This is a genomic window from Helicobacter cetorum MIT 99-5656, assembly GCF_000259275.1.
Classification (GTDB): domain Bacteria; phylum Campylobacterota; class Campylobacteria; order Campylobacterales; family Helicobacteraceae; genus Helicobacter; species Helicobacter cetorum.
Genome location: NC_017735.1, coordinates 124,314 through 136,554, shown reverse-complemented (window position 1 = coordinate 136,554; position 12,241 = coordinate 124,314). Strand labels below are relative to the sequence as shown.

Annotated in this window: 16 protein-coding genes; 8 read left to right on the top strand and 8 right to left on the bottom strand. The window is 33.7% G+C overall.

The window, feature by feature from the left end; translation table 11 throughout:
- Positions 1 to 26 precede the first annotated feature (26 nt).
- Genes fliQ through HCD_RS00690 form a run of 4 tightly spaced genes read left to right on the top strand, consistent with a single transcriptional unit; the run spans position 27 to position 2,874 of the window.
- Positions 27 to 293: a flagellar biosynthesis protein FliQ gene (fliQ, locus tag HCD_RS00705; protein ID WP_014658699.1), complete on the top strand. Its 267-nt coding sequence runs from the start codon at positions 27 to 29 to the stop codon at positions 291 to 293.
- Positions 294 to 295: 2 nt separating this feature from the next.
- Positions 296 to 1,075 (top strand): UDP-N-acetylmuramate dehydrogenase, encoded by a 780-nt coding sequence (locus HCD_RS00700; RefSeq protein WP_014658698.1) that lies wholly within the window; start codon positions 296 to 298, stop codon positions 1,073 to 1,075.
- Positions 1,076 to 1,079: 4 nt separating this feature from the next.
- Positions 1,080 to 1,931, top strand: coding sequence for an EcoRI family type II restriction endonuclease (locus HCD_RS00695; RefSeq protein WP_014658697.1), 852 nt, complete (start codon positions 1,080 to 1,082; stop codon positions 1,929 to 1,931).
- The gene (locus HCD_RS00690) at positions 1,912 to 2,874 is read left to right on the top strand and encodes an adenine-specific methyltransferase EcoRI family protein (protein WP_041594858.1); all 963 of its coding nucleotides are present in this window, start codon (positions 1,912 to 1,914) and stop codon (positions 2,872 to 2,874) included. The genes HCD_RS00695 and HCD_RS00690 overlap by 20 nt, the downstream gene beginning before the upstream one ends.
- 10 nt (positions 2,875 to 2,884) lie before the next feature.
- Here HCD_RS00690 and HCD_RS00685 read toward each other — a convergent pair whose 3' ends face one another.
- The 5 genes from HCD_RS00685 to rsfS form a co-directional block, all read right to left on the bottom strand.
- Positions 2,885 to 3,985: a glycosyltransferase family 8 protein gene (locus tag HCD_RS00685; protein ID WP_041594803.1), complete on the bottom strand. Its 1,101-nt coding sequence runs from the start codon at positions 3,983 to 3,985 to the stop codon at positions 2,885 to 2,887.
- A 114-nt stretch (positions 3,986 to 4,099) separates the two neighbouring features.
- Positions 4,100 to 4,492: a hypothetical protein gene (locus tag HCD_RS00680; protein ID WP_014658694.1), complete on the bottom strand. Its 393-nt coding sequence runs from the start codon at positions 4,490 to 4,492 to the stop codon at positions 4,100 to 4,102.
- Entirely contained in the window at positions 4,485 to 4,949 is a 465-nt protein-coding gene (locus HCD_RS08700) for a Panacea domain-containing protein (protein WP_014658693.1), read from the bottom strand. The genes HCD_RS00680 and HCD_RS08700 overlap by 8 nt, the downstream gene beginning before the upstream one ends.
- Positions 4,950 to 5,081: 132 nt before the next feature.
- Positions 5,082 to 5,957 carry a tRNA (adenosine(37)-N6)-dimethylallyltransferase MiaA gene (gene miaA / locus HCD_RS00670; protein ID WP_081482770.1) on the bottom strand — a complete coding sequence of 292 codons (876 nt, stop codon included), beginning with the start codon at positions 5,955 to 5,957 and terminating at the stop codon, positions 5,082 to 5,084.
- 13 nt (positions 5,958 to 5,970) lie between these two features.
- Positions 5,971 to 6,312, bottom strand: a complete 342-nt coding sequence (rsfS, locus tag HCD_RS00665; RefSeq protein ID WP_014658691.1) for a ribosome silencing factor — start codon at positions 6,310 to 6,312, stop codon at positions 5,971 to 5,973.
- 58 nt (positions 6,313 to 6,370) lie between these two features.
- Here rsfS and queF point away from each other — a divergent pair, with 58 nt between their 5' ends.
- From queF to HCD_RS00645, 4 genes are all read left to right on the top strand, one after another.
- The gene (gene queF, locus HCD_RS00660) at positions 6,371 to 6,823 is read left to right on the top strand and encodes a preQ(1) synthase (RefSeq protein ID WP_014658690.1); all 453 of its coding nucleotides are present in this window, start codon (positions 6,371 to 6,373) and stop codon (positions 6,821 to 6,823) included.
- A gap of 272 nt (positions 6,824 to 7,095) precedes the next feature.
- Positions 7,096 to 7,758: a hypothetical protein gene (locus HCD_RS00655; RefSeq protein ID WP_014658689.1), complete on the top strand. Its 663-nt coding sequence runs from the start codon at positions 7,096 to 7,098 to the stop codon at positions 7,756 to 7,758.
- A 20-nt stretch (positions 7,759 to 7,778) separates the two neighbouring features.
- Positions 7,779 to 8,141, top strand: a complete 363-nt coding sequence (locus HCD_RS00650) for a hypothetical protein (RefSeq protein WP_014658688.1) — start codon at positions 7,779 to 7,781, stop codon at positions 8,139 to 8,141.
- A 15-nt stretch (positions 8,142 to 8,156) separates the two neighbouring features.
- Entirely contained in the window at positions 8,157 to 9,587 is a 1,431-nt protein-coding gene (locus HCD_RS00645) for a PD-(D/E)XK nuclease family protein (protein ID WP_014658687.1), read from the top strand.
- A gap of 82 nt (positions 9,588 to 9,669) precedes the next feature.
- Here HCD_RS00645 and HCD_RS00640 read toward each other — a convergent pair whose 3' ends face one another.
- From HCD_RS00640 to HCD_RS00630, 3 genes are read right to left on the bottom strand one after another with little or no spacing between them, the layout of a single operon-like run.
- Positions 9,670 to 10,335: a hypothetical protein gene (locus tag HCD_RS00640; protein WP_014658686.1), complete on the bottom strand. Its 666-nt coding sequence runs from the start codon at positions 10,333 to 10,335 to the stop codon at positions 9,670 to 9,672.
- 42 nt (positions 10,336 to 10,377) lie between these two features.
- Entirely contained in the window at positions 10,378 to 10,518 is a 141-nt protein-coding gene (locus HCD_RS08695; RefSeq protein WP_227624874.1) for a hypothetical protein, read from the bottom strand.
- A 38-nt stretch (positions 10,519 to 10,556) separates the two neighbouring features.
- A complete protein-coding gene (locus HCD_RS00630; RefSeq protein WP_144005828.1) occupies positions 10,557 to 11,552 on the bottom strand; it encodes a hypothetical protein in 996 nt (331 codons plus the stop codon).
- Positions 11,553 to 12,241: the final 689 nt, after the last annotated feature.

Sequence of the window (12,241 nt, the reverse complement as noted above, 5' to 3'; positions counted from 1 at the left end):
AAATAAAGGCAATTAAAGGAGTATAAATGGAACAACAACTGATGAAACTCGCCATTGAAACTTATAAAATCACTTTAATGATTTCTTTACCGGTGTTATTAGTGGGCTTAGTGGTGGGGCTATTAGTGAGTATTTTTCAAGCGACCACTCAAATCAATGAAATGACTTTATCCTTTGTGCCTAAGATTCTAGCCGTGATTGGCGTCATCATTTTAACCATGCCTTGGATGACTAACATGCTTTTAGATTACACAAAAACCTTAATCAAGCTCATTCCTAAAATCATAGGCTAGAAATGCTAGAAAAAATCATTGATTTTTCTCGCTATAGTAGCGTGAAAATTGGCACACCCTTAAAAGTGAGTGTTTTAGAAAATGATGATGAAATCTCTAAAGAATATCAAATTATAGGTCTAGCGAACAATCTTTTAGTCGCACCTAGAGTTAAAAATCTCGCTTTGCTTGGTAAAAATTATGATTATATTTGCGAAAGGGGCGGAACTATTGAAGTAGGGGGGGCGACAAATGCGGCTAAAATTTTTGGTTATTTTAGGGCGAACAATTTGGGGGGTTTGGAGTTTTTAGGGCAATTACCCGGCACTTTAGGGGCGTTAATCAAAATGAATGCCGGCATGAAAGAATTTGAAATTAAAAATATTTTAGAAAGTGCTTATATCAATAATGAATGGCTAGAGAATAAGAATTTAGGCTTAAGTTATCGTAGCAGTGCGTTTAATGGCATTGTTTTAAGAGCGAGATTTAAAAAAGTGCCTAACTTTAGAGAAGAAGTTTTTAAAGCGTGTAAAAGCATGCGAAAAAGCCATCCTAAATTGCCTAATTTTGGGAGCTGTTTTAAAAATCCGCCTAATGATTATGCAGGAAGACTCTTAGAAAGCGTGGGCTTAAAGGGCTATTGTCTTAAAAGAGTGGGCTTTGCCAAAGAGCATGCGAATTTTTTAGTGAATTTGGGTAATGCAGAATTTGAAGAAGCACTAGAATTGATAGAACTAGCCAAGACTAGAGTATTACAAGAATGGGGCATTCATTTAGAAGAAGAAGTTAAGGTTTTAAGGTAGGAAAATGGCTAAGAAAAATCAATCTCAAAGATTAAGCAAGCAGCATAAAGAATCTCAGGGCGTTACGAACATATTTACTGATGAGGCTAGATTGCATGATATGGGTGTGAGTAGCATCTCTAAACTTGTTATGCAAAAACTTGAAAATGAATTTAAGAATTTATCGTTTAGGCACAGAGCAAGTATAACCAAAGAAGAAATCAATTCTGTATTGCAGGGGCTTGATGATGAACTTGGAAAGACTTTGTTTATTCAAAGTTCTAAGATAAAACCTGATGGAGGTATCATTGAGGTTAAAGATGATGATGGAAATTGGAGAGTGATACTAATAACAGAAGCCAAACATCAAGGAAAAGATATAGAAAATATTCAAAAAGGAATATTGGTGGGTAAGTATAGCAATCAAGATTTAATGCAGGCTGGGAATGCTATAGAAAGAGCGTATAAAAATATTGCGGAGATGGCTAATTTTATGCTCAAAGAATTGCATTTTCCTTACATCTTGTTCTTAGAAGGTTCTAATTTTTTAACTCAAACCATATCAGTAAAAAGACCTGATGGGAGGGTGGTAACTCTTGAATATAACTCTGGGGTTCTCAATAGATTAGATAAATTAACGGCAGCTAATTATGGAATGCCTATCAATCAAAATTTATGTAAAAATAAGTTTATTCAATATAGGGATAGAACTATCATGTTGCAAGCCACCTCAATTTACACGCAAGGAGACGGACAAAGATGGGATTTAAATAAAATGTTTGAAATCATGCTTGAAGTAGCTAGAACCTCTCTTAAGGTTTTAGGTAGCTCACTTTTTAATCAAATTATTGGTAAAAATAATGCGAAAAGCAACTAATCAAGCATTACAAAAAGCTAAACGACTGAAAAGCGATGAATTTTATACGCAATTGGCAGACATAGAAAATGAGTTGCAACATTATAAACAACATTTTAAAGATAAGGTTGTTTTTTGTAATTGCGATGATGCAAGGGTAAGTAATTTTTTCAAATATTTTTTTGCTTATTTTCAAGAACTAGGGCTTAAAAAATTAATTTCTGCTTGTTATATGGAACCAGAAATATCTAGTAATAGCAATAAAATCTCAAAGGGATTTTATTGCGAGTATGAAGGAAAAAAGGACTGGCAAACAACCATTAATGGATTGAAATTTTTTGAAGGAGATGGCGATTTTCGTAGTGAAGAGAGCGTTCAATTACTAAAAGAGGCAGATATTGTAGTAACTAATCCACCTTTTTCACTTTTTAGAGAGTTTGTAGCACAATTAACCGAATATAACAAGAAATTTTTAATTATTGGAAATATCAACGCAATTACCTACAAAAATATTTTTACCCTAATTAAAAATAATAAAGCATGGTTAGGTGTGCATCTTGGTAGGGGAATTTCAAGTTTTATTGTTCCAAAACATTATGAACTTTATGGCACAGAAACTAAAATTGATGGCTTAGGCAATCGTTTAATCTCTCCTAATAATTGTTTATGGCTCACAAATTTAGATTATACAAAAAGATATGAGATATTATTGCTCACAAAGAAATATCATAAAAATAAGTATGATTTATATGATAATTTTGATGGAATTAATGTGAATAAAACTATAGATATACCTTTGGACTATGAGGGCTCTATGGGAGTCCCTATAACTTTTTTGCACAAGTTCAACCCTGAGCAGTTTGAGATTATTGGTTTTAGGAAAGGAAATGATGGTAAGGATTTATCTGTAAATGGTAAATGTCCTTATTTTAGAGTTTTAATTAAGCATAAGAAAAATTTCTAAAAAGTGTATTTTAATACCTAGTTTCCAAAAAAGACCTTAAGAAAGTCTTTATTCTAAAGCAAAGGTAAGCCTTAATCGTTTGAGACCTTATATGAGTTTTAAAAGATTGCATTTCTCTATCTTTAGTCATCTCAAGGCGTTCTTTTAAAAAATCGTTTTTAAAAGGGGTCTTAAAAAGGTTTGTGAGCCAAAAGCACGCTTGTGCTTCATAACAAATCAAACGCCTATTTAAAGAACTTATAGAGTTCCAAGGCTTGTATTTGATGAAATGAAGCATGACAATGTTTTTGTGGTAGTGTTGGTTGAAAAAGTCAGAATAGCAATTGTAGTTTAAGGGCAACTCTAAAATGCGTTCAAAAAACACCATATTGATCAAGCATTGCTCCGGATAAAAAAGGTCTTTCCCCCTAGTTTTTAGAAACTCTAAAGCAATTTTCTCAAACCCTACCTTACGCCATAAGTCTAAATGCGCCACAAAAAACCCCATGTTGAAGCCCTGATGAATGCGTTCTAATTCGTTTTTACTAAAATGTGAGAAATCAATTTCAAATTTCTTGCAAGTGCGTTCAATAAAACGACAGAAAGATTCAAAAGAAAGATGAGAAAAAGTGTCCTTAACCATGCCAAGTAATTTAGTGGGGTCATTATCTAAAGCAAAATAAGCGCTTGCAATATCGCCTAGAAATACGGTGTCTACATCTACAGCGATGATTTTAGAATAGTGGGGGAATATGGAAGCGAGCAAAAGTCTGCATAAGATAATAAGCCCGCCATAACGCTCAGAGCAAGACTTATTGAGATAGCTTTCTATAGAGCTATCTAATGAATTAATATCTATAAAGTCTAATGAAGCAAATTCTTTAAAAGGCTCAATGGTTTTTAAGAGCTTGTTTTGTTGCTCTAAACCCACTCCTTTAATCAAACAATGGATTTTATAAAAAATTTTAGAATGTTCGGTGGTGTTTAAAATGGGGGGGGGGGTTAAAAGGCTAAAATCTATGGTGCTAGTGTGCCTACTCGCATGGGTTAGCAAAGAGTAAATACTTACGCTTGCCCCCATCACATAATTTTTGTCAAAACTCATAAAAATAGGGATAATTTTATTTTGCATGACATAACCTTTGAATGCTATAAAAACTTTGGAACAAGGCTTGTGCATTCATCTATTGTTTCCTAAATTTTAGTGTTATTAACTTGTGCTTCTGATGCTTTGATATTGGTTGAATTATTGCGCATCATAAGGTTTGGAATCTTTTAAATGCGGGAATAGCCATTTTGCAACAATATAAGCCAAGCCAATAACATGCACGCTCGTAGTTCCAAGAAAGATATTCACAACGCTGGAGTCGTTATATTTTAACCATCCAAACCCAATTGCACAAAAGATTAGGATAATGACTATGATGTAGGTAAAAATTACTCCAAAGATGAATTTAGTCCAATATTTTCGTTGTTTATTTATTTCCTCGTTCCATTTCATCTCTTGATTAATTTTTTCAAGTTCTTGCAAGCGTTTTTTATTGTCTATATCATCATATCTGGAAGTTTCTCCAAAGGCATTATATTCATCTTGTTTTGCAATGTTTTGATTCTGAGCGTTTTTGAACATGCTATTCATCTATACTGACCTTATCTTTGTAGAACTCATAAATTTCTTCATTAGGAATGGTATTAGATTGCCCTTCTTCAAAGTTATTTTTCCAAGGAGAGTTGTTGACATGAGTGAATTGTGATAGTTGCCATCCTTCGTACTCCTTGAATTCTTCCCATACTTTTTTGATAATTTCTAGTGTTTCACTATCGCTAGGCTCAACCATTCCTTTGCTACCTTTTGCATACCTATCAATTGGATTTTTCCCAAAATCTTTAAATTCTCTGTAGAGATCCACTAGGACTGGCCCAAATGGCCACGCCCTAAATTCTTCTTGAACTAACGCCTGCTTATGTAAAACAAGAGAGATAGCATGTGCAAAGTAAATAAGTTTGTGGATATGCATTTGAGTGAGTTGTTTGTTTTCGTATTTAGCCAAGCTGATAAACTCATTGGCAATTGCCTTAGAAGAGTATATTTTCATTGCCAAATCCTTAGTATTTGATGTTGCCAAACCAAAATATAACAAAAATTGAACATAAATTCAAGCGGATGCCACAACATTGGAGTTTTTAATATTATTTGTTTTTGATAAACAAATAAATTGTTCTTGATGTTAAAAATGGCTTGTCTTTAAAATCGCTCGTTTAATTTCTTCAATACCCCCCATACAGAGATTTTGAAATTGTGTTTTATTGAAAGTGGTTTGTCGTTTGGCTAATTTCATCGTGTTAGAAAAAATGGCTTCTTCTAGCTCACCAAGGGTTAGGCGTTTTTCTAAATAAAGAATGCTCTCTTTAACGCCTATGGCTTTAAAAGGCTGTGAATCTTTGGGGTATTTTGTATAAAGGGCTTTGATTTCTTCAATAAGACCAAGATTAAGCATGTTTTTAGTGCGTTTTTTGATGTTATTTTGGAGTGTGTCTTTATTAATGCTAAGAGCAAATAAAGATATGGCATGCTCAAAGGGTTTTTTAGGATTTTTTTTAAAATACTCACTTGGGGGCGTATGCGTGAGATAAAAGATTTCTAAAGCCTTATGAATGCGATAAGCGTCGTTATAGTGGATTTTAAAAGCTGTGTTAGGGTCAATGGATTTTAAAAACTCATAAGGGTTAGTTAGGGCGTTGATTTCTTGCTCTATTTTTAAAATTTGCTCTTTGCTAGGCTTTGGTATCTCACTTAAGCCTTCTAAAATGGATTTGAGATAAAAACTACTTCCCCCAACAATGAGTAAAATCTTTTTAGGGCATACTCTAATAGCATCTTCTAAAAGCGTTTTAAAAATTTGGGCGTTATTCTTTTCATCAATATTGAGATAATCTAGGGCGTAATGCTTGATATTCTTTCGCTCTTCTAGGCTTGGTTTGGCGGACGCAATATTAATATCTTTATAAATACTCAAAGAATCCAAAGAAAAGATTTCAGCGTCTAATTTTTGAGCCAGCTCAATAGAAAGGGCGGTCTTTCCGCTCCCACTAGCTCCTAGTATGGCGATAAGTTTTTTAGGCGTTTTGATGAGCTTGCTCGCTTTTGTAGGTATTCAAAAACCCTTCTAAATCAAATTTTTTACGGCAATCTTCTGTAAAAAGATGAACCATTAAATCCCCCAAATCAATGATAATCCACTCTTCGCTAGACTCATCTACTTGATAAAAGACTTCGCCTAAGGGTTTAAGGGTATTTTTAAGGGTATCTAGTAAAGAAAGGGCATGCTTACTAGCCAAGGCGGTTGCGATAATGACATCTTCTACTAGATAGGGGGTTTTAGACAAATCAATATGCGTAATATCAAAAGCCTTTTTTTCATCTAGTAGAGCCATAATGGTTTCTATGCGTTTATTCATAAGTTTCCTAAAAAATGGGTTAAAATAACCTTATTATAACTTAAATCAAGGAATATTAATGAACCCCCATAATGAACTCAATCTCAAATCCTTAGGCACTAAAACGCCCTATATTTTTGAATACAACAAGGATTTGTTGGAGGCGTTTCCTAACCCAAACCCTAATTTAGAACCTTTGATTACTTTAGAATGCAAGGAATTTACAAGCCTTTGTCCTATCACTGCACAACCAGATTTTGGCACGATATATATCCGCTACATTCCTAAGGATAAAATGGTAGAGAGCAAGTCTTTAAAACTCTATTTATTCAGTTATAGAAATCATGGAAGTTTTCATGAGAGTTGTATCAATACGATTTTGCTTGACTTGGTAGAATTGCTAGAGCCAAAGTATTTGGAAGTGTATGGGGATTTTGTCTCTCGTGGGGGGATTGCGATTAAACCTTTTGTAAATTACGCTCTCAAAGAGTATCAAGATTTTAAAGAAAAACGCCTTTTGAGTATCAAATGACCTAAAAATTCATTGTGTATCTGTTAAAATTTTTTGATTATAATTTTGGGTATATCAAAAATTAGGGATTGCTGACAATGAAATTCATTCTTAAAAATTTGTCTTCTCTCTCTCTCTCTCTCTTGTAAGATTAAAATTTCTTATTACTCTTCATCTAGGCTCTTACCTAGCCACTCAATTTTTCAAATTTCGCATTTAATTTTTTCAACCCCATATTTTAGGCGTTTCCTATATGCATGTGGGGTTAATAAAGTTAATAAAAAGGAGCAAGTATGCAAGGTCTTAATTTAGTTTTTGGCATGAATGTCAATGAGTTTAATAAAAAGCATGGATTAGTGATTTGTGGGTTAAATTATGGAGTAGGTGTAGATGAAGAGCCAGATAATGTGAATGCGGAGTTTATCAAAAAGGTTAGCGAAGAAGAGCAATCGTATTATTTTCCTACTATCCCCTTTAGATTTCAAAAACGCATTACTAAATGGTTTAGTCTATGGGATTGTGCCTTAGAGAGTGAAGAAGAGAAGATGGGGGCGTTTGAAAAGAGCCTTATCAATATCAATTGGGTGGATACTAAATCAAAAAATTTTGATGATGAACTGATAGAGCATAAAGATAATTTTTTACAATATATAGAAGTCCTAGAGCCTAAATTGTTATTCTTTTTTGGAATCAATATGCTAGAAGCTTTAAATGATGAAAGGATTAAACCTTATGCTGAAAATTTTCTAGGTAAGGCTAAAAATGAGCCAAATTATATCACTAAGCCTTTTGAAGGCAAGTCTTTTAGGGTAGGGTTTCAAAGTTTTGAAAAATGCGAAGTTGTAGCTTTCCCACACCCTACAGGCACTATAGGGCTAAGTGATGATTATATCGCTCTTTTTAAAGATGATATTAAACCTTTAATTGAAAATTACAGAAAATTTAAAGGCGTGTGAGTTAAAAAGGGAGTCAAAAAATGAGTGAGAATAAAGAAATTTTAGAAAGAATGGCTACAGCGTTAGAAACTATGACACAAGCAACGCAAAATTTAGTCAAACAGCAAGAAAAAATCGCTGAAGAAGTGAAAGGTCTTAGCAGGTCGTTTGCTTATTGGGTTGATGGGCATACTTGTTATGAAGCAGGGGCGGGTGCGTTAGTTACGCCATTAGTCAATATCAACCGCAATTTAAGAATGCTAAACGAACAAGCTTTTAAGGTGCTAGAGAGTCAAAACTTGCTAGACCCACAAGCAAAAAAGGAGTTGTGCAACACTTTGAGTGGGATTACAAGCTTTACATGGTATTGTGGGGGGAGTTATGATAAAAGCCATAAGGAATAATTTAAGGAGTAGAAAATGAGTGATTATAGAACTTTTTTTAATGAAATAAAACTCGCTTTAAAAGAGCTTGAAATAAAAAGAGCCAGGGGTTTGCATGATTATAATGTGTTTAGCGTGCTGATGAGTGAGAGCGATGAAGTAAGGCATTCTAAAATCTTACATTCATTCTTAGACCCTAGGGGAGCACACTATCAAAAAGACTTGTTTTTAAAAGCGTTTTTAAAGGTGTGTCATTTAGAGGGTTTTGGCTTTGATAGTGCGGATACTAAAATTGTTGAAAAAGAAGTTGCTACAAATGGTAGTAGGCGAATGGATTTGTTTTTAAGCGATGGGTTTAAACATATTATTTTAGAAAATAAGATATACGCAGGCGATTGTGATAATCAAATTTCTGATTATATTCTAGGCGTAGTTAAGGACTATCAAGTTAAGGATGCACAAGATATTTGTGTTTTGTATTTGGCTAAAGACAAAGAGCGTTTGCCTAGCGAATACAGCTTAGGCGATTTTGCATTAAATGAGAATAGGACAAAGCTATTTTATAAGGGCAATAATGAAAACATTCTTAAATTAGAAAATTTAGAGCAAGGCATACTTTTTAAAAACCTTTGCTATGAAAAAGAGATAAAAGAATGGATAAAAGAGTGCTTGAAAGAAGTAAGCGCACTCAAATCAAAAGCCAAAGAAGTGGGCGATTTGAATGACTTTAGCGTGATTTTCAAGCAATACGACAAATTATTAGACAAACTTTATCATAAGGAGCAAAACATGAATAGCGAATTACACAAAATAATGGAAGTCAATTACAAAATGGCTAAAGAAGTAGCTGGGAGTTTTGATAATTTTAGAGTTGAAGCAGCTATGGATTTTTTCAAAGAAGTTGAAGAGCTTTTAAAAGAGAAAATTGAAAGAGAGAGCTGGGATAAAGAATGGGAAGTTAATGTTAATCGTAACATGAGCGATGAAAATAGAATGCAAAAGCGTGTTGAACATAAAAGTGGTTCATCGGAATTTTTACTAAGAATAGCTCCTAAGGGTTTTAGTAGTGTTAAATATGAAATAAGAAAGCAATGTTATACATTTGATTTTGGGTTTTTAAAGGACTTTATGTATCAAGCATTCGTAGGATTTAGAAAACATGAAGCACTAAAACCTGTTGATAAAGAGCAGATTGAAGCGGAATTTGAAAAATCTTGTAGGGAAGATAAAAGTATGAGTAGCACCTTAAGAAGCTACTATGCGGATACTTGCCATATTGATTTTAAAGAAGGGAAGTTTGTAGAAACTCAATTTGCTGAGAATAGCCTAGATGGGGATTTTATAGCAAGTATTTCAAATAAAGAAGCAATGGCACAAAAATTGTGCGAGTTTATTTTAGACTATTTCAACAAGCATAAAGAATTAGCAGAAAAACTAAACGCTCATCTTGAAAACATTAAGAAATGACAATAGGTGAGCTTAGGGGTTGGCTTGCAGTTTCTTAGGTTTTTATAATCAATGGCATTATGTATCCATTTTGCGTAAAATTTTACGCAAAATGAATGTCTAGCCCATTTTCTTTAGCGTAAGCTCTTAACAAGCTTTTAATCGCCGCTTTATCTTCTGTGCTTTTAAATTCTAAAGTGATTTGCCCAAAAGTTCCGGCACACAATATGGAATAAACTTCTTGATACACTACAGCTTGCGAGCTTAAAACACGGCTTGTTGTGTCGGCGTAAGGGTTAAGCATAGAGAAGAAACTAGGGCGACTTCTAGATTGAACTTCTTGAACTTCAGCCTTAGAATAAGTGGTGTCAGCCACTTCTTCTAGTTCATTCATATTGATTTCTATATGGTGTTGGGGGAAAGCAATAGGACCCATTCCGGGATAGACAAAAATGCCATTTTCAATTTTAGCCATGCCATCTAGCTTTGCACAAGCTTGTTTGAAAATAACAAGCTCTTTGTAGTCTTTGATAAATTTAAACACAAGGTAGGCAATGATGCCTAAAATAACCACACCACTAAAAAACCCTTCAAAAAAGAGTGCTTTGAGTCCAAAATAGAGCCATAATCCTGTAAAAAATACCTTGATTATCATAGCCAAAACTCCGCCAAAAGCCTCTATAAGCGGTGAAAAACTTTGAGCCTCAAACACTTTGTAAGTATAAGTGCGTGTTTTTTGATTTTTATCCAAATGATTTTCAATATCCATTAATAACCCTTTTAAAACTCATTTTTTAATTTTTGGATTTTTCTATGGTAGCCATTCGTGGCAATAATTGCCCATGGTTATTGCGGGTATCCAACTAATAAGAGTGATTTGTAAAAATAGGCAAACGCCACTAATAAATCTTTTTATAGTAAAAAACACTAGCCAAGGGACAAAGAAAGCCATAATGTAGCGCATAGAATATCCTTATTCTTTCTTGTTATCTACCACATTCCGCCAAAGTATTGTCCAGGACCTTTTAAGGCTGTAATCGCTCCTGCACACATACTCGCTTCTTTTTCGCCCATTGTGGGGTAATTGCCCGTATTCTTAATGCTCTCGCCTATCTTTTTAAAACAACTAATAGCCTTTTCTAGACCTTGCTTGTTAATGCCATCAAATCCGGGGGCATATTGTTTGTTCATATAAGTGCCAGCCATACTCACATTGTAACGATAGAATTTTGAAATTTCATGCGTTCTATTGTAGGTAGATGCCCCATTTTCACATGCACTTCTTTTATCTTCTTTAGCTAAGGCGTTGCTTATGTTTTTACTTTTGGCAATATGTTTGACCAAAGTTATAAAGCAACTAGCCATAAGCTTTTCATTTTCTTTTTTCTTTTGCAAAGCCTTTGCTTGGGCTTTTTCTTTAGCTATTTTTTCTTGTAATGCTTGTTTGATTAAATATTGCGATTGGTAAGCGCTTTTACATTCCATAGTTTCTTCGGTTTTAAGAGCGCTAAAATCGCCTTCTTTTTTCAAGCTTTCTGCCATTTTATTGAAACACACCCCTAAAATTTCAGTGCGTTTATTGTCATCTTTTTTAAAACTAGAGATTTGCTCATCAGTAGCCCTTGGATTATTCCAATTATTAGATAAAAAGCTTTTTGCTGTATTTAAACATGCATAGTCTTTTTCTAAGGCTTTAAGACCTTCTTTTTTGAAATTGTTAGACACATTTATGAGACATTCTGCTGTGGGGGCAAGCTGTTTGATTCTCTCTTGTTTGGCTTTAATGGCTTTTATTTCACGATTAGCCTCATCTATTTTTTGGCACATAGCAATATAATCATTGCTTGGTTGTTTAGAGCCTAAGAGAGCTTGGGCGTAAGTGTTTTCACACTCTTTTAATTTTTCTTGGGTTTCTTGTTCGTGTTTGACCCAATAATCTTTAGTTTTAGAACTATCACTACCGCACGCACATAATGCGAGCAACACACACACACACACATTTAAGCTTAAATGACATGCCTTTTCCTTTACTTTAGAGATATTTGAAACAGAGATTATTATATCTTAAAACATTTGATTATTTTATATTCATCTTGGCATTCGCCAAGCATTTTACTTGGCGAACATAGAGAGTTGCATAAATCAAGTCTAAATGAAAAACCAATTTTTTTAATCTTTTGCTCTACTCCTTACTAACAAAACACTCCAATACCAAGCAGAACTCTCCAACCCCACAAATTAACCCCCCCTTTTTTCTCTATCTATTCTCTAATATCACCGCAACTTCTTTCAAATTCAATCTTTTACTCTCCTAATACCCCTTAACCACCTATTCAAGGCACTCACAACAGCCTAATAACCCTTCTATTGAACTTATTTTTCAATCTTTCCCCAAATCTTTTTATATTTAAGCAAACTTTAAGCATTGCGTGTCTATAATTACATTTCGTTTTTAACGACAAGCTTAAAAGTTATTAAATTTAACCAAGAGCTAACAGACTTTAAAAAGCAAAAATATAAAGAGATTTGATTAAAGTCAAACTTTTTAGATTTGGGTTTAAGGTTTGAGAGTTTATGGGTATTTTTAATCAAAACATTTTAGCAAGTTATCACTAAAACGAAGTTATTTGATTTAATATTGTTAATAGCCTATGTAAAAGTAAAGTAAAACTACA